Below are 16,506 nucleotides of genomic sequence, written 5' to 3'. Positions count from 1 at the left end.
GCTGCTCAAACCTGAATCAATATAAACACAATAACAATCAACGGTGCCCTGACGCGAAAGCAGGGGCACTCGATTCCTTTTACCCTACAAATGAGGAATATATGGACACTACAAGCAAACAGTGGCTGGGATTGCCACTCAACTTAGTCTGGGGTTACATCGCGATTGCCATCTTCATGACCGGTGATGGCTTCGAACTGGCGTTTTTATCTCACTACATTACCGAACTGGGCTTTTCACCGGCGCAATCCTCTTTTGCGTTTACCCTTTATGGCTTTGCCGCCGCCATGGCAGCCTGGATTTCCGGTGTTGTCGCGGAAATTATTACTCCGCAGAAAACGATGAAAATCGGCTTCCTGTTGTGGTGTGTTTTCCACACATTGTTTCTCACATTTGGCCTAGGCGAATCCAATTATGCGCTGATGCTGCTGTTTTATGGCATCCGTGGTTTTGCCTATCCGCTGTTCCTATATTCATTTATCGTGGTGATTGTGCACAATGTGCGCAGTGATGGTGTCAGTTCGGCACTGGGCTGGTTCTGGACCGTGTATTCGATCGGTATTGGTGTTGCCGGCAGTTATATTCCGAGCTTCACCATTCCGTGGATTGGTGAGTTTGGCACCTTGTGGTTATCGCTGGTGTTCTGTGCCGCAGGTGGTGTTATCGCGATGTTCGCACTGAGAAACGTGAAAACACCGACCCACATGCATAATCTGACCAACAAGCAGAAGCTGAAAGAACTGAGCCGCGCCGCAACTTTGCTGTACAGCAACCGTAACGTGCTTTACTCCAGTTTTGTCCGTATCACCAATACCTTATCTTTGTTTGGCTTTGCGGTGATCATGCCGATGATGTTTGTCGATGATTTGGGTTTTACGACCTCTGAATGGCTACAGGTGTGGGCGGTGTTCTTCTTTACCACCATATTCTCCAATGTACTGTGGGGAATTCTGGGCGAAAAACTGGGGTGGATGAAAGTGGTGCGCTGGTTTGGCTGTGTCGGTATGGCGCTGTCGAGTCTGGCGTTCTATTACATTCCCCAGCACTTTGGCCACAATTTTTATATGGCGTTGATCCCGGCGATTGCATTGGGGATTTTTGTCGCGGCATTTGTACCAATGGCGGCGGTGTTCCCAGCGTTGGAGCCGAATCACAAAGGCGCGGCGATTTCGGTCTATAACTTGTCGGCCGGGCTGTCTAACTTCGTCGCTCCTGCGATTGCGGTGGTGCTGTTGCCTTACTTCAGTACCCTGGGGGTAGTGATCGCTTATACCACGCTCTATGTGGTCGCGTTTTTTGTGACTTATTTGATCGAAGTCGAACAACCTGGCTTTGAAACGCCAATTGTTGACTCAGGTAATGTCACTGTGACTTAAAAATGTTTTAAGGTATGGCAATAGCTTTTATTGCCATACCGGTTTTTTTCTTTTGAGGTAAGTATTTAGTATGAATAAACAAGCGGTCATTTTTGATATGGATGGTGTGATTATTGATTCAGAACCCTTGTGGCAAACGGCGCAGATTGAATCGCTGGCGCTGTTTGGGGTCACCATCAGTCGTGAGGACTGTGAGCGTTTGACGATGGGTAAACGCATCGATGATATTGCCAGAACCTGGTGCGATACGCATTCACTTGCGGTTGCGGCGACTGAGCTGGAAAGTATGATCCTGACCCGCCTTTGTGATGCGATCAGCCGGCAGGGTGAGGCGATGCAAGGCGTCTACCGTGCTTTAGAGACCTTTATGGCTCGTGAGCTTAAAATTGCTCTGGCGACATCGTCCAACCATGTGGTAATCAAGGCGGTCTTTGACCGTTTAGATTTATGGGAAAAATTCAGCGTGATTTGCAGTGCGGAAGATGAAGTGAACGGTAAACCCCACCCCGATGTCTATCTCTCAGCAGCGAAAGCACTCGGCGTCGACGTCAGCCAGTGTCTGGTCATTGAAGACAGCTTCACCGGCCTGACTGCCGCTAAACGTGCTGCAATGACCACATACTTGGTCTCATCTGAGTATCAGAATGAAAAATTTGCCATTGCTGATGCCAGATTCAGTAACCTGAATGCGGTCGTAGACTCTCTGAGCTGAAGACTTTCCAGAGGCGGTATTCGCTGGTACATGCTGAACATTTTCAGATCTGAGTCACTTTTTTAGGGCATTATGCGTTCATATCTTGCTTGAACAACTGGTAATCGCATGTAAATACGTAGTAGATTTTGGAACCATTGACCATCAAAAGGCCGCAGCTACTGTTTGATCCACGTTATTGGTGATGTGAATTAGGTGGTTGCCGTAATGACCGGACAAACCCCGTGAATACAAAATCAAGGAAGCAAGGCAAAGCCTTTGCCACCATCTCAGATGTGGCCAAATATGCTGAGGTGGGTAAAACCAGTGTGTCGCGCTATCTCAACGGTGAACAAGACAAACTGTCTGAACCACTGCGCGAAAAAATTGCTCAGGCGATCGCCCATCTGGGCTATCGTCCCAGCCATTCCGCGCGTATGCTCAAAGCCGGCCATTCTAAACTGATAGGTTTGCTGCTGGCCGATGTCACCAACCCGTATTCGATTGATGTATTGCAGGGGATTGAGCATATCTGCCGTCGCGAAGGCTATATGCTGATGGTGTGCAATACCGATAACCGTCTTGATCAGCAGGAGCGTTATCTGGAAATGCTGGAAGATCATCGGGTCGACGGCATTATCGTCAATACTCTGGGGATGGAAAGCGGCCACCTTGGTATGCTGAGCCGTATTGACTGCCCGTTTGTGTTCGTTGACCGGATTGACCCGACGCACAGTGTCGACTCGGTAGGGCTGGATAATACCGGGGCGGCTGAGTTGGCTTGTCAGCATTTAGTGGAGAAATGTTATGAGTCTTTGTTGGTCATTACTCAGCCTCTGACCATTGCAACCCGCCGTGAAAGGGTTGAAGCATTGCAGATGTTTGTCAGCCAGCATGAAGGCATGAGCTGTGAGGTGGTTGAAATGGCCGACATGAGTGGTGACAAACTGAGAGCGCCGATTCGTGCGTTTATTGACAATAAGCGCGGGCTGAAAAAAGCGCTGTTTTGCACCAATGGTGTGGCGACCATGTGTGCGGCTAAGGCATTAAAACAGCTTGATATGCATCTGGGAGAAGCGCTGGGATTACTCAGTATTGATGATCCCGACTGGGCACAATTAGTCGGTGGGGGAATTACGGCGATGCGCCAGCCAACCCGACAAATCGGTGAAACGGCGTGTGAACGCTTGATTGCACGCATTCGTGGCAGCGAACAACCGCCACAGCAAATACGCTTGCCTGCGGAGCTGATTGTCCGGGCCTCAACCTGAATCAATGCCTGTTACAACCTGGTGTAACAGGCTACAGCCGTTATTTTTAAAAGCCTGGCGGCATTTTTAGTACCACTCTTTTACCTGTCCTGATCTCTCTTTACGATTGTGTTACTGCAATCTCAAAAAATAACAGCCTGCATCATATTGGTGACGTTTTGATCACAGTTCCTCATTTTGGTGCTGTGTCTGGAACCGATTCCAGACTATGTTATTCAGCGTAACGTGAACATAACAACAACGCTTTTAACTGGAGCTCATTATGAAAAAGTACCTTGCGCTGCTAGTAGCCACCGCCCTGTTCGGATGTGGTGAATCGAACGATACCGCCGGCAGCGGTGCGCTGCATCTGGTGGCGGCTCACAACCAGACCAATGTTTCTAGTCCGTATCAGACCGGTATGCTGAAACTGAAAGAAGTCGCTGATCAATCGGGGCTTTTTGATGTTGAAGTTCACGCGGGTACCATAGGAACCAACGAGAGTGAACTGGTTGAGAAACTGGTTCTGGGTGGCGCTGATGTGGTGCTGGTTTCGCCGGGTTTCATGACCTCCTCCGGCATTGATGAAGTCGATCTGTTCTCTTTACTCTACCTTTTTGACGACTACAGCCACTGGGAAAAGGTGGTTGATGGCGAAGTGGGCAAAAAAGTGGCCGACATTATTTACACCAAATCCGGTGAGAAATATCGCGTGGCCGGTTACTGGACCGCCGGTGTGCGTCACTGGTACGGCAAACGACCGATCAACACCATCGAAGATGCGAAAGGGCTGAAAATCCGCACCCAGACATCCGGTGTCGTATCCCAATACTGGAAAGATATCGGCGCGATTCCGACTTCGGTAGCCTGGGCTGAGTTGTATCAGGCATTGTCAAGCAACGTGGTCGATGGTGCAGAAAACGCGTACCCATATTTCATCCCGATGGAGCATCATAAAACCTCAAACGGTAAATACATCTCTGAAACCGGCCATGATTACACCACGCGTCTATTGCTGGTTCGCAACAGTGTGTGGGAAAGCTTCAGCGATGAGCAGCGCGCCGCGTTTGACAAGGCGGTCACAGCGGCGACTGACGCTGAGCGACAAGCACTTTACGCTCAGGAATCTGAATTTAAGCAGAAAGCGATTGATGATGGAGCGATTGTGAACTCGGTTGAACGCGGTCCGTTTATTGAAAAAGCGGTGGCGATTCAGGATGAGTGGGCTGCTAAGCATGGTATGACTGACGTGATTGAGACTATCCGTCAGGCACGTTAAGGCTCGATTAACAGGCTTTAGTCTTGCTCTTTGAGCAATGGGAGAAAGGACGAACAGTATGAAATATCTGACTTTACTCATGGCCAAACTTCAGCTGACTATCGGTGCAGTATGCCTGGTGATCTTTGTGGTAGCGACTCTGGTTCAGGTCGCTACCCGCTATCTGGGTATCTCGGTTCTATGGACAGAAGAAGTGGCGGTCAACGCCTTTATATGGGCGATGTTCCTCGGCGCCGCCGTGATGGTACGGGAAAACGAGCACTTTAGCTTTCGTATCCTGACCGATAAGTTTGAAGGGAATAAACGTTCCTGTCTGTTACTGGTACAGAACCTGATTATGCTGGTGTTCTGTATCCTGTGCTCTGTTTATAGTGTGGAAATTACCCAGACATTCTGGAATTCACGCTGGATTACCGTTCCGGAGTTTAAACAGGGCTATATCTGGCTGGTTATGCCGGTCACCTTTATCAGTTCCAGTGTCTATCTGGTCGATAACATGATCAAAGAAGTGGCGAAGTTAAGGAACGCTTCTAAGAAGGGGGTTGTATGGAACTCGCATTAATTACCGTGCTGTTTATCGGCTTGATCATTATCGGGGTCCCGATTGCGTTTTCGATTGGCATTTCTGCTCTGACCGGTATTGCGACTATGGCTGGCACGCCAAATACCATGATTCCGATGAAAATGTTTTACGGACTCAACTCATACGTACTGCTGGCGGTGCCTTTGTTCATCCTGACCGCAAACATCATGAACAGCGGCAGTATTTCCCGTCGCCTGATTGATTTTTCTATCGCTCTGGCCGGACGTCGTCCGGGTGGGCTTGGCCATGCCAACGTGATTGTGTCGATGTTATTTGCCGGAGTGAGTGGTTCCTCAACCGCCGATACCGCCGGGGTAGGTAAAATTCTTATTCCGAACATGATCGATAAAGGCTACAGCCGTGAAATGTCGGTCGGGGTGACCGCGGCTTCGTCGACCATCGGCAGTATTATTCCGCCGAGTATTACCATGGTTATCTATGGCGGCCTGACCAATACTTCGGTCGGACAACTGTTTATCGGTGGTATGCTGCCAGGTATATTGATTGGTTTCGGTATGATGTTTGTGATTGGTATCATTGCCCGTCGCGATAATCTGCCAATTATGGAAAAGATTACCCGCGCAGAATTTATTGCGCTGGCTAAAGATGCTTTGCCTGCCATGATCACGCCGCTGATCATTATCGGTGGTATCGTCTTTGGTGTGTTTACACCAACCGAAGCGGCCGCTTTCTCTGCCATCTATGCTTACGCGATTAGTGCTTATTACTACAAAACCATCACCTGGCGCGATATGCCAAAAGTGTTTGTCGAAACTCTGAAACTGAGCTGTCTGTCTCTGTTTGCTCTGGCAGCAGCGTCTGCACTGGGTGAATTCCTCGGCTACTACAAAATCAACGTGATGGTGGCGGATTTCTTTAACAGCCTGGGCGGTAATGAATATCTGTTCCTGTTTATCATCATTGCGTTCTTCCTGTTCATCGGTACGTTCATGGATGCGATTCCGGCTATGGTGTTGTTTGTACCAGTGATTTATCCGGTTGCTCTGTCAATGGGTGTGGATCCGGTACAACTGGGCGTGGTTATCATCATTACTCTGTCGGTTGGTCTGATCACTCCGCCATACGGGTTATGCCTGCTGATATCGAGTGTGATCGGCGGATTGTCTCTTGATCAATCGTTTAAGGCGGTGATGCCTTACATCGCTGTGATTCTGGCGGTTCTGCTGGCCGTGATCTTTATGCCATTCGTGTTATTGGTATGAGCTTTTTGTCAGGGTGAACGAGCCAATGCGCTAAGCGCTATTGGCTGTCACCAGGCATTGTTTTAGTTAAAATTTGGAATCGGTTCCATCGTTGTGCTCTTCTCCCTGGCTTGATGAATCATCGCCGGAGAGAGGGAGGACAGCGATGGTGCCGGGGGAGAACGCAATGAATACAGTACCAAGCAAGTCTTTTGTGACGCTGGGTGAAGCGATGGCGATGATGGTCGCCAATCAGACCGGTCCGCTGGCAAAGGTGGAAACATTTAACCGCCATCTGGCCGGTGCTGAACTTAATGTCGCGATTGGTATGGCGCGGCTTGGTTTTGACTCTCGTTACGTGACGAAAGTCGGCCGTGACTGCTGGGGCGAGTTCATCACTCAGGCACTGGCTGATGAAGGAGTCAATACCGGTTGGATCTCAACCAGCGATGATCACTCGACCGGGATGGTATTTAAGAGCCTGCAGAACGATGGCAGCGATCCTGCGGTGGAATACTTTCGCCGCCGTTCTGCGGCCAGCACGTTAAGTGCAGATGATTTTCAGCCTGATCTCATTGGTGAAAACAGTCACCTACACCTGACCGGCGTCGCGGCGGCGGTGTCTCCGTCGTTGCTGGCGCTATCGCGCTATGCATTGCAGCAAGCGAAGACAGCGGGCGCCTCAACCTCGTTTGATACCAATCTTCGTCCGACGTTATGGCCGGATGAGCAGACGATGCGTGACACCATCAATGAGTTGGCATGTGGTTGTGATGTGGTGTTGCCGGGAATCAATGAAGGCAAAATTCTGACCGGTAGTGATGAACCGGAGGCAATTGCTGATTTCTATTTAGCGCGTGGGGTGCAGTTGGTGGTGGTGAAACTTGGCAGCGATGGCGCCTACTTTAAACATGCCGGCGGTGAGTCAGGCACGGTGCAGGGGGTTATGGTCGAGAAAGTGGTCGATACGGTCGGTGCGGGTGACAGCTTTGCGGTTGGCGTGGTGTCCGCATTACTCGACGGCCGCACACTTGAGCAGGCTGTACAGAGAGGCAACTGGTTTGGTGCGCTGGCAGTGCAGGTTCGCGGAGACAGTGAGGGGCTGCCAAGCCGTACCCAATTAAATCAATTTGAACCAAGGGCTTAACGATGAAAAAGAAAGTTGTGTTGTACAAAAGCATTCCGGAGCAGTACCAACGTCAGCTGGAGCAGCATTTTGACCTGCAGGTCTTTGATGGTGTCAACGACAGCAACCGCAGCGAATTTGCAGCCGCGCTTGCTGATGCGCAAGGTGCGATTGGCGCCAGCGTTGAGATGCCGCCGCAATTGCTGCAATCCGCCTCCAGGCTTGAAGCACTGTCGACGATCTCTGTGGGTACCGATCAATTTGACCTCGATTATCTCGCTAAGCGTGGCATTCCATTGATGCATACACCGAGTGTACTGACCGAAACGACCGCTGATACCGTATTTATGCAGATCATGTGTGCCGCGCGCCGGGCAGTTGAGTTATCCAATCTGGTGCGAGACGGGAAGTGGACCAAAAGTATCGGTGAAGAGTATTACGGCGTCGATGTGCACGGCAAAACGCTGGGCATTATCGGGATGGGCCGGATTGGCTATGCCGTGGCCCGTCGTGCTCATTTAGGCTTTAACATGAACATTCAGTACTGCAATCGCAGTGCGCATCAGGAAGCGGATCAGGTGCTGAATGCGACCCGTACCGAAATGGAGACCTTGCTTAAGACCTCCGATTTTGTCTGTGTGATGGTGCCACTGACTGCAGAGACCGAGCGCCTGATTGGTCAAGCACAGTTCGCCCTGATGAAACCCAGCGCCATTTTTGTTAATGGATCACGCGGTAAAGTCGTTGATGAATCAGCGCTTATTGAGGCGTTAAGTCAGGGCCAGATTCGGGCTGCCGGTCTGGATGTGTTCGAAGTCGAACCGCTGCCGGGCGACTCTCCGCTGTGCAAGCTCGATAATGCGGTAATTTTTCCGCACATTGGCTCAGCAACCGGAGAAACCCGCGAACAGATGGTCGCTTGTGCGGTCGACAATATAATTGCCGCGTTACAGGGTGATCTGTCGCGCAACTGCGCAAACCGTCATTTGCTGAACGGTACACAAACTAAGAGGAACGCGTGATGTTTACGGGTCGTTGGGACAACTTACAAGCGTATCCCTATATCAAAAAAAACCTCAAACATATTATCCAACAAGCGCTCAAGGTCATCGAAGAGCAGACGGAACCGGGTAATGTTGTGCTGCAGCCGGATGATGTGTGGATTGAAATGAAACACGTCAATACCGATCCGGCGGATGGTCGTATGTTTGAAATCCACAAGCAGTTTATCGATGTGCATGTGCTGCTTGCAGGCGAAGAATATATGGGTTTTGCCCATGATGAGCTGGTGGTGGAAGACTTATCGCTGGTGGAGCACGACGTCTATTTTGGCAGTAGCCGCGAAGGTCGCTATGTTCTGATGAAGCCGGGCGAGTTGGCGGTGTTTTTTCCGGGAGAAGTGCATAAGCCGCAGTGTCACCTTGGTGAAGCATCGGTCAGTTTGCGTAAAGCGGTGATTAAAATCAGACAATCCATCTTACAACAGGAGCAATAATGATGAAGGCGGATATCGGAGTTATCGGCCTGGCAGTCATGGGCCAGAACCTTATCCTGAACATGAACGACCACGGCTTTAAAGTGGTGGCACATAACCGTACTGCGGCGAAAGTCGACGAATTCCTGCAAGGCCCGGCGAAAGGCACCAACATTGTAGGTGCTTACACCCTGCAAGAGCTGGTCGACAAACTGGAAGCGCCACGTAAAGTGATGCTGATGGTTCGCGCGGGTGCCGTGGTTGATGCATTCATCGACCAACTGGTTCCTCTGCTGGACAAAGGCGACATCATCATCGATGGCGGTAACAGCAACTACCCGGACACCAACCGTCGCGTTGCAGCACTGCGTGAAAAAGGCATCCACTTCATCGGTACGGGTGTATCCGGTGGTGAAGAAGGCGCACGTTTCGGACCTTCTATCATGCCTGGCGGCGCGCCGGAAGCATGGCAAGCGGTTAAGCCTATCTTCCAGGGCATCTCTGCAAAAACTGATGCGGGTGAGCCTTGCTGTGACTGGGTTGGCAACGACGGTGCTGGCCATTTCGTGAAAATGGTACACAACGGCATCGAATACGGCGACATGCAGCTGATCACGGAAGCATACCAGTTCATGAAAGATGGTCTGGGCATGTCTGCAGATGAAATGCAGGCCGTATTTACTGACTGGAACAACACTGAGCTGAACAGCTACCTGGTGGAAATCACGGCTGACATCCTGGGCTACAAAGACGAAGACGGCGAAGCACTGGTTGAAAAAATCCTCGACACCGCGGGCCAGAAAGGTACCGGTAAATGGACCGGTATCAACGCACTGGACCTGGGCATTCCACTGACTCTGATCTCTGAGTCTGTGTTCTCTCGTTGCCTGTCTGCCCTGAAAGACCAACGTGTTGAAGCCGAGAAGCTGTTCGGCAAAACCATCACGCCGGTGGAAGGCGACAAGCAAGAGTGGGTGGATGCACTGCGTCAGGCTCTGCTGGCTTCAAAAATCATCTCTTACGCACAAGGCTTTATGCTGATGCGTGAAGCGTCAAACGAAAACGGCTGGGATCTGAACTACGGTAACGTCGCTCTGATGTGGCGTGGCGGTTGTATCATCCGCTCTGCGTTCCTGGGCAACATCCGTGACGCTTACGAAAACAATGCGCAGCTGGCTTTCCTGGGCTCAGATGACTACTTCAAAAACATCCTGACCGGCAGTCTGGCAGCATGGCGTAAAGTGGCAGCGAAATCGCTGGAAGCAGGCATCCCGATGCCATGTACTACTTCAGCGCTGACGTTCCTGGATGGCTACACCACGGCTCGTCTGCCAGCGAACCTGCTGCAGGCGCAACGTGACTACTTCGGTGCGCACACTTATGAGCGTACTGACCGTGCACGCGGTGAGTTCTTCCACACCAACTGGACCGGTACCGGTGGTGACACAGCGTCAACCACATACGACGTATAACGCCATACCGGTGGGTTTGGTGATATGTACACACAGCCCGCGATGCGGGCTGTTTGCGTTCAGGCCATCAAACCTTGTTTGAGATGGGCAACCAAATCACGATGGCTGAGCTGCTCACGCATCCATGGACTGAAAGCAAACGGCGCTGTTTGCACGCTTTGCAGCAAGTCATCAAAGTCGATCCAGGCGTAATCGGCGACTTCACTGGCTCTTGGTGCCAGCTCTGAGGTTAAACGTGCCTGAAATACAGGGCAAAATTCATTTTCGACCACGCCACTGTTGTCTTTGGCGTAGTACTGAAAATCTTCACAGACGCTGCGAATGTCAGCTATTTTGGCCCCGAGCTCATACTCGGCACGGCGATGCAGTGCGTCACTGAATACTTCGTCCGGCAGCGGGTGACCACAAAATGAGTTGGTCCAGACCCCGGGCCAGGCCACTTTATCGAGTGAACGGCGAGTCAGCAGAACCTGACCTTGGTCATTAAACAAATAACAGGAAAACGCCAGGTGCAGTGGCGTGTTTTCATCGTGGATGCCGGCTTTGTCGGCCGTGCCAATGGGTTGATAATTACTGTCAAGTAACACAACCTGCTCAGTCGTTGATGTCATAGGACCTCACTTTTGCCATCATTTGCATGACAGGCGAATACGATGGGAAATACAGGCAAAAAAGTCGCTAGATAAAGGGTAGTCAGATAAGCCTGGAATGCCGAATTGAAAATGCCAGTCTGTACAGACTGGCATAAAGGACAGTTAGGATAATCGCTCTTAATGACCGAATCAACGCTCAGATTCAGGTAGCAGCGGCGGAATCGATGGCACCATAGGCGCATTATCAATGTCCGTCTGAGTCATTTTAAACTCTTCCGGGTAGAGAGCCGGGTCAGTACGACGAGCGGGCTCTGTGGAACGCCAGGTATACAGGCAGCGTTGACACTGGAACACTTCCCAAACATCAGGGACGGGTGATTTTGCAAGTATTTCAACGTGGTCTTCACCACAGCGAGGACATACCATTATTTATGCTCCTGTTTCTGTTGTGCCAGCATTTCGGTCAGTTTATTGATCCACTCTTTAGTTTCCGGCAGGTCTTTCACCGGCTGGCTGTAGTGGCCACGGGTATCCGGCGCGACAGGGGTGGTGGCATCAATGATCATTTTGTCGGTGATACCGGCAGGTGATGAGCCCGGGTCTAGCTCCAGCACTGACATGTTTGGTAACTGCACCAGGTCGCCGGCCGGGTTCACTTTGGACGACATCGCCCACATCACTTGTTGCAGATCGAACGGATCTACATCTTCATCGACCATGATCACCATTTTCACGTAGCCCAAGCCATGCGGCGTGGTCATCGCTCGCAGTCCGACCGCCCGGGCGAAGCCGCCATAGCGTTTCTTGGTTGAGATAATGGCCAGCAGACCGTGGGTGTACATCGCATTCACAGCTTGTACTTCAGGGAATTCAGCTTTCAGCTGTTGATATAAAGGTACACAAGTTGCCGGCCCCATCAGGTAGTCGATTTCTGTCCATGGCATACCCAGGTACAGCGACTCGAAGATGGGCTTAGTGCGGTACGACACTTTATCGATACGCACAACCGTCATGTTACGACCGCCGGAGTAGTGACCGGTAAACTCACCAAACGGGCCTTCAATTTCACGGACACGACTTTCGATCACACCTTCCAGCACCACTTCTGAGCCCCAGGGCACATCAAAGCCGGTCAGCGGCGCGGTAGCGATCGGATAAGGCTTCTCACGCAGTGCGCCGGCCATTTCATATTCGGACTGATCGTATTGCAGCGGAGTCGCACCCATCAGAGTGATCATCGGGTCGTTACCCAGGGTGATCGCCACCGGCAGATCCTGACCGCGCTCTTCGGCTTTGTTTAGGTGAATCGCAATATCGTGCATGGGCACAGGTTGCAGGCCAAGTTTACGCTTGCCTTTCACTTCCATGCGGTAGATACCGACATTCTGCTTACCGAAATTATCCGGGTCAGTCGGATCGCGCGAAACGGTGCAGGCTTTATCCAGATAGAAGCCGCCGTCGCCATCATTGAGGCGAAACAGAGGCAGGATGTCGAACAAGTTGATCTCATCACCGTCAACGCTATTTTCTGCCCATGGCGGGTTGTCACGACGTTCCGGTGCGACAGGGAATTTATCCCAGCGACGGACAAATTCGGCGATCTGCTCACTGACCGGTGTTTTTGGTGGCAGATTCATTGAAATGGCGTGGTTCTGCCATGAGCCAATGGTGTTCATTACGACACGAGCATCGGTAAAACCTTCGATATTGTCGAACCACAAAGCCGGGGCGCCGTCACCGATACGGCCAGTGGCATTCGCTGCTGCGGCGATGTCCGGTTCGGCTTTTACTTGTTCAGAGATTCTTAATAGCTGTCCATGTGCTTCTAATGATTGCAGAAAACTGCGTAAATCATCGTATGCCATAGTCTTTCTCCTTAGCGGTGTATTAGTCTAAATTTTGTGCGTGTGCGATGCCTTCCCAGCGTTTAGCTTGGGGGTAATCGAGATCAAACTGGTCGAGCACTCGGGTGACGATATGATGCTGCACATCTTCAATACTTTTCGGATGGTTGTACCAGGCAGGCATTGGCGGCACGAAAGAGACCCCTTTTTGTGCCAGAGCCAGCATGTTTTCCAGATGAATTGTGCTAAGCGGGGTTTCACGAGGCACCAGCACCAGTTTGCGGTTCTCCTTGATCACCACATCGGCGGCGCGGCCAACCAGTCCTTCTGAGTAACCGGCGCGAATACCGGCCAGGGTTTTCATACTGCAAGGAATAATGATCATGCCGTCGGTCTTAAATGATCCGGATGAAATCTTCGCTGCCTGGTCTGATGAACTGTAAGTGACGTCAGCTAATGCACTGATATCGCGGGCAGTGTATGCAGTTTCTAACTCGATCGTGGCCTTGGCCCAACGTGACATCACTAAGTGAGTTTCTACGTCCGGTATTTGTTGCAAGGCTTGTAAAAGTGTGACGGCTAAAGGAGCGCCTGTCGCGCCCGTGATTCCAACGATCAGTTTCATAAATGGTCTCTCAAATATTTTGTTCGTGTACGAACGATATGGTTAATCTATGCCTTTGGGAGATGGAATGCAATAGCAGAACAATAAAAAGTTCGTGTGCGAACTTTTTGGTTTTTATATGTTGCTGAAAATTGGTAAAAAATAGTTTTTTGTAAGTTATGGTATAATGGCACTGTAATATCTGAATAAGAATTGAGAAATTTATGCAATCCAAATTAGGTCATATTGCCTTCCATCTGATGCGAAAACTCATGCAAGAGCATACGGCCAGCTGGCAGAGTGCTGTCGAAGGCCTTACCAAGCCACAATACGCAGTGATGTTTGCTGTTGCAGAAAAACCTGGGATTGAACAGTCTGAGCTGATGGAGCCGTCGGTATCGACCAAGGCTACGCTGGCAGAAATTTTGGCGCGCCTCGAAAAGCGCGAGCTGATCTTTCGTAAGCAGGGAGAAATCGACAAAAGACGCCGCTTTGTCTATTTGACTGAACAGGGCATGGCGGTATTCGAGCAGGCAAAAGCAAGTGCGAGCCAGGTCGACGACCACTTTCTGTCACGCATGCCGACTGAAGATCAACAAGAGTTTATCCGTTTGATGAAATGTATGACAGAGCAAAGCTCACCACTTAAATCGAATCAATAAAATCATTCAGTAGTTCTTCAACCAGAGACTGGATAACGCGAATATGCTCTTTACCAGCGTTATTAATATGAATCCCGCAACTGACGCTGACGACACAATTTAACTTTGAAGCCAGTGACTGTGCGACATGATGCGCCAGCAGTTCTTCTTTGTGTCCCTGTACACATATCACTGATGTCGATGCGCTGACTTTTTTTGGATCCTCAAGGCTGGCTCTGGGCTGAGCCAGCGCCGTCGCACCAATGTGCGCTTGATCACCACCGTATATCGCGACCATTAAGTCTCGACCGACGTGCAGTACGGTCATATTCACTTCAATACCACTTTGTTGTTGAGTAAAAGAATAGCAGACATGTTGCTGAGCCATAATGAGTCAAATCCTGTGTAATGTGATGGAGAGTCCTGGTGGTATCCGATATTTACTATTTATCAATTGGATGAGGATACCAGTCCAGAACCTATATTCAAAAGAGTGCTTATTTAGACTACGACCGGGTGGACTACCTGTAAATAGTCTCACTTCAGTTGCGGCATAAAGTTTTTATTTAAATCATCTTTTTACTCTTCTCTACTTTGTTGAATTATTGAATTACATCATTTTTGATATTGCTGCACAGATTCGGATTAGTACGCATGCAGAGTGAAGAAGTAATCTATTAAATTAAATTCATATTATTTATGCAACTATAACCCCGACAGTTAACTCTCAAAATTGACTAATAGCCTATGCTTAACAATACTCTTGTTGTTGTTTTAAATAAGTGTCTAGCAAACAATAACTTAAAATTAAGTTAAGTTACTAAATAGCATCATAAAAGTAACGAATGCACTAAGTTTTACAGACTAATGTTGATATGAAGTATAGAAAGTCAGCGCAAGTTTTATAGCATTTCACGCTTAATTTTTTCCAGGTACAGGTTATAACCGACAGAAGTATCGGCACATCATATTCACTATGTTTAATAGTGGGGGACTAAAAATGGTACGGCATAGCATAAAATTTTTTGCTTATTTATCCGTGTTACTGTTTGTCTTCGGCTGTCAGCCAAAGCAAGACGAGCAGATGAAATCGGAGATGGAGCAGCTAAAACAGCAAATAACGCAGTTAACAGAAGATGTGAAAAAGATAACTGACAATGTAGAGAAAATAGATAAGGTGGTATTTAAGCCTAAATATCAAACTCTACCCAATCAAGATAATGTTTTTTCAGATGAGAACACGCCGAGTTTAGGTAGCAGTGACGCTAAAATTGCGATCGTTGAGTTCTCCGATTTTCAATGCCCATACTGTAAGCGTTTCTCTGACAATACCTTTGGTCAGTTAAAAACCAATTATATTGATACCGGTAAAGTCAAGTATATTGCCCGTGATTTCCCTTTGAGTTTCCACCCTCAGGCTAAGGGGGCAGCGGTTGCTGCATTGTGTAGTTTCCAGCAGGATGCTTACTGGCCAATGCGTGCTTTGTTGTTCAATAATGTTAAGCAGTTGGGGAATGATCTGTATCAACAGTCTGCTTCTGAGTTAGAGCTGGATAAGAAGAAATTTGATAATTGCCTTTCTGATCAAGAGGTAATGAAAAAAGTAGAGCAGGATATGGCACTGGGGAGTTCATTGGGGGTACGAGGAACGCCAAGCTTTCTGATTGGTAAAGTTGCAAACGGTCAACTGATAGAACCTCAGTTAGTTGTCGGGGCGCAGCAGTATGCCGTATTTGCTGAGTTACTCGATAGCTTGGATGATACAGCCAAAAAAGAATAAACACAAAACCAGAGTAAGGCAGCCTTTCAAGGCTGCTTTTTTTTGTCTTTATTAAATATATTAATTTAATTACCTACTGTTAGTTTAATATATTAATTGTTTTTAGTATTAGTAGTTGTTATTAAGATGGAATTAAAAATAATCTTTCACCTTTGTGTTAAATTACATTTTACACCTGTCTTTATTATATTGCTTTATAATTAATAGTATGAAAACCCATAGACGATGAATTACCTAAGCTAGTATGCAACCAATAACCTATTTTTAAGCGGGGTTATGTTTATTTTATGTTAATGAGATGATCCATAAGTCATAAAGTTGATGAATAGATTTTTGTGTCAAATTAACGTCATCATTTCCCCATCTATATGATTATTAATATTTAGATGACAAAGAAAAGAGGTCAACACTCGAGCTGTTGTTCTAATTTTATATGATTTTATAAAATGCATAAATTAACATTTTATTATCTGTTCTATCTTAATGATTTATGTGAATTTTTACGTTATTGACATTTCCATGAATAAATTTGGTTGAATTTTAATCTGTTCGTTTGGTAGTATTCTTTCCGAATTAAAACGCTGGTTGTAT

At 48.6% G+C, this 16,506-nt stretch carries 17 protein-coding genes; 12 read left to right on the top strand and 5 right to left on the bottom strand.

The features are described from left to right. The first annotated feature begins 101 nt into the window (after window positions 1-101). From J0X00_RS00085 to gnd, 10 genes are all read left to right on the top strand, one after another. A complete protein-coding gene (locus J0X00_RS00085) occupies window positions 102-1,376 on the top strand; it encodes an MFS transporter (RefSeq protein ID WP_136483976.1) in 1,275 nt (424 codons plus the stop codon). A gap of 70 nt (window positions 1,377-1,446) precedes the next feature. Continuing rightward, on the top strand, window positions 1,447-2,088 hold the full coding sequence (hxpB, locus tag J0X00_RS00080) for a hexitol phosphatase HxpB (RefSeq protein WP_136483977.1): 642 nt from the start codon (window positions 1,447-1,449) through the stop codon (window positions 2,086-2,088). A gap of 224 nt (window positions 2,089-2,312) precedes the next feature. Further along, a complete protein-coding gene (locus tag J0X00_RS00075) occupies window positions 2,313-3,338 on the top strand; it encodes a LacI family DNA-binding transcriptional regulator (protein WP_218562051.1) in 1,026 nt (341 codons plus the stop codon). Window positions 3,339-3,600: 262 nt separating this feature from the next. After that, the gene (locus J0X00_RS00070; RefSeq protein ID WP_218562050.1) at window positions 3,601-4,596 is read left to right on the top strand and encodes a TRAP transporter substrate-binding protein; all 996 of its coding nucleotides are present in this window, start codon (window positions 3,601-3,603) and stop codon (window positions 4,594-4,596) included. Between the two features lie 58 nt (window positions 4,597-4,654). After that, on the top strand, window positions 4,655-5,158 hold the full coding sequence (locus J0X00_RS00065) for a TRAP transporter small permease (protein WP_136483980.1): 504 nt from the start codon (window positions 4,655-4,657) through the stop codon (window positions 5,156-5,158). Next, window positions 5,143-6,402, top strand: coding sequence for a TRAP transporter large permease (locus tag J0X00_RS00060; protein WP_136483981.1), 1,260 nt, complete (start codon window positions 5,143-5,145; stop codon window positions 6,400-6,402). Before J0X00_RS00065 ends, J0X00_RS00060 begins: the two co-directional genes overlap by 16 nt. 166 nt (window positions 6,403-6,568) lie before the next feature. Further along, a complete protein-coding gene (locus J0X00_RS00055) occupies window positions 6,569-7,528 on the top strand; it encodes a sugar kinase (protein WP_282476674.1) in 960 nt (319 codons plus the stop codon). A gap of 2 nt (window positions 7,529-7,530) precedes the next feature. After that, the gene (locus J0X00_RS00050; RefSeq protein WP_282476673.1) at window positions 7,531-8,529 is read left to right on the top strand and encodes an NAD(P)-dependent oxidoreductase; all 999 of its coding nucleotides are present in this window, start codon (window positions 7,531-7,533) and stop codon (window positions 8,527-8,529) included. Next, window positions 8,529-9,002 (top strand): YhcH/YjgK/YiaL family protein, encoded by a 474-nt coding sequence (locus tag J0X00_RS00045; protein WP_218562046.1) that lies wholly within the window; start codon window positions 8,529-8,531, stop codon window positions 9,000-9,002. Before J0X00_RS00050 ends, J0X00_RS00045 begins: the two co-directional genes overlap by 1 nt. A gap of 2 nt (window positions 9,003-9,004) precedes the next feature. Beyond that, entirely contained in the window at window positions 9,005-10,453 is a 1,449-nt protein-coding gene (gnd, locus tag J0X00_RS00040) for a decarboxylating NADP(+)-dependent phosphogluconate dehydrogenase (RefSeq protein WP_282477007.1), read from the top strand. A 59-nt stretch (window positions 10,454-10,512) separates the two neighbouring features. Here gnd and idi read toward each other — a convergent pair whose 3' ends face one another. The 4 genes from idi to J0X00_RS00020 all read right to left on the bottom strand — a co-directional run bounded on the left by idi (window position 10,513) and on the right by J0X00_RS00020 (window position 13,515). Next, window positions 10,513-11,064 carry an isopentenyl-diphosphate Delta-isomerase gene (gene idi, locus J0X00_RS00035; RefSeq protein ID WP_218562045.1) on the bottom strand — a complete coding sequence of 184 codons (552 nt, stop codon included), beginning with the start codon at window positions 11,062-11,064 and terminating at the stop codon, window positions 10,513-10,515. A gap of 171 nt (window positions 11,065-11,235) precedes the next feature. Next, a complete protein-coding gene (locus tag J0X00_RS00030) occupies window positions 11,236-11,472 on the bottom strand; it encodes a non-oxidative hydroxyarylic acid decarboxylases subunit D (RefSeq protein WP_136487635.1) in 237 nt (78 codons plus the stop codon). After that, a complete protein-coding gene (locus J0X00_RS00025; protein WP_282476672.1) occupies window positions 11,472-12,911 on the bottom strand; it encodes a non-oxidative hydroxyarylic acid decarboxylases subunit C in 1,440 nt (479 codons plus the stop codon). Before J0X00_RS00025 ends, J0X00_RS00030 begins: the two co-directional genes overlap by 1 nt. 22 nt (window positions 12,912-12,933) lie before the next feature. Further along, window positions 12,934-13,515, bottom strand: coding sequence for a non-oxidative hydroxyarylic acid decarboxylases subunit B (locus J0X00_RS00020; RefSeq protein ID WP_136487637.1), 582 nt, complete (start codon window positions 13,513-13,515; stop codon window positions 12,934-12,936). A gap of 203 nt (window positions 13,516-13,718) precedes the next feature. Between J0X00_RS00020 and J0X00_RS00015 the strand changes: the two genes are divergently transcribed. Further along, complete coding sequence (locus tag J0X00_RS00015) at window positions 13,719-14,156, top strand: MarR family transcriptional regulator (protein WP_136487638.1); 438 nt, start codon at window positions 13,719-13,721, stop codon at window positions 14,154-14,156. On the opposite strand, the gene J0X00_RS00010 is transcribed toward J0X00_RS00015, so the two are convergent. Continuing rightward, window positions 14,140-14,523, bottom strand: a complete 384-nt coding sequence (locus tag J0X00_RS00010; RefSeq protein ID WP_136487639.1) for a hypothetical protein — start codon at window positions 14,521-14,523, stop codon at window positions 14,140-14,142. The genes J0X00_RS00015 and J0X00_RS00010 overlap by 17 nt on opposite strands. 612 nt (window positions 14,524-15,135) lie before the next feature. Between J0X00_RS00010 and J0X00_RS00005 the strand changes: the two genes are divergently transcribed. Next, window positions 15,136-15,915 (top strand): DsbA family protein, encoded by a 780-nt coding sequence (locus J0X00_RS00005; protein WP_282476671.1) that lies wholly within the window; start codon window positions 15,136-15,138, stop codon window positions 15,913-15,915. Window positions 15,916-16,506 lie beyond the last annotated feature (591 nt).

Source organism: Vibrio sp. ABG19, assembly GCF_029962385.1.
Lineage (GTDB): Bacteria > Pseudomonadota > Gammaproteobacteria > Enterobacterales > Vibrionaceae > Vibrio > Vibrio ostreae.
The sequence above is the reverse complement of the archived record's forward strand: the minus strand, read 5'-3'. Positions and strand labels throughout refer to the sequence as shown.

Coding starts and splice junctions, on each gene's coding strand:
- J0X00_RS00015 (WP_136487638.1), top strand. CDS start 13,719: ATGCAATCCAAATTAGGTCATATTGCCTTCCATCTGATGCGAAAACTC.
- gnd (WP_282477007.1), top strand. CDS start 9,005: ATGAAGGCGGATATCGGAGTTATCGGCCTGGCAGTCATGGGCCAGAAC.
- idi (WP_218562045.1), bottom strand. CDS start 11,064: ATGACATCAACGACTGAGCAGGTTGTGTTACTTGACAGTAATTATCAA.
- J0X00_RS00010 (WP_136487639.1), bottom strand. CDS start 14,523: ATGGCTCAGCAACATGTCTGCTATTCTTTTACTCAACAACAAAGTGGT.
- J0X00_RS00060 (WP_136483981.1), top strand. CDS start 5,143: ATGGAACTCGCATTAATTACCGTGCTGTTTATCGGCTTGATCATTATC.
- J0X00_RS00055 (WP_282476674.1), top strand. CDS start 6,569: ATGAATACAGTACCAAGCAAGTCTTTTGTGACGCTGGGTGAAGCGATG.
- J0X00_RS00005 (WP_282476671.1), top strand. CDS start 15,136: ATGGTACGGCATAGCATAAAATTTTTTGCTTATTTATCCGTGTTACTG.
- J0X00_RS00065 (WP_136483980.1), top strand. CDS start 4,655: ATGAAATATCTGACTTTACTCATGGCCAAACTTCAGCTGACTATCGGT.
- J0X00_RS00050 (WP_282476673.1), top strand. CDS start 7,531: ATGAAAAAGAAAGTTGTGTTGTACAAAAGCATTCCGGAGCAGTACCAA.
- hxpB (WP_136483977.1), top strand. CDS start 1,447: ATGAATAAACAAGCGGTCATTTTTGATATGGATGGTGTGATTATTGAT.
- J0X00_RS00045 (WP_218562046.1), top strand. CDS start 8,529: ATGTTTACGGGTCGTTGGGACAACTTACAAGCGTATCCCTATATCAAA.
- J0X00_RS00070 (WP_218562050.1), top strand. CDS start 3,601: ATGAAAAAGTACCTTGCGCTGCTAGTAGCCACCGCCCTGTTCGGATGT.
- J0X00_RS00025 (WP_282476672.1), bottom strand. CDS start 12,911: ATGGCATACGATGATTTACGCAGTTTTCTGCAATCATTAGAAGCACAT.
- J0X00_RS00085 (WP_136483976.1), top strand. CDS start 102: ATGGACACTACAAGCAAACAGTGGCTGGGATTGCCACTCAACTTAGTC.
- J0X00_RS00020 (WP_136487637.1), bottom strand. CDS start 13,515: ATGAAACTGATCGTTGGAATCACGGGCGCGACAGGCGCTCCTTTAGCC.
- J0X00_RS00030 (WP_136487635.1), bottom strand. CDS start 11,472: ATGGTATGTCCTCGCTGTGGTGAAGACCACGTTGAAATACTTGCAAAA.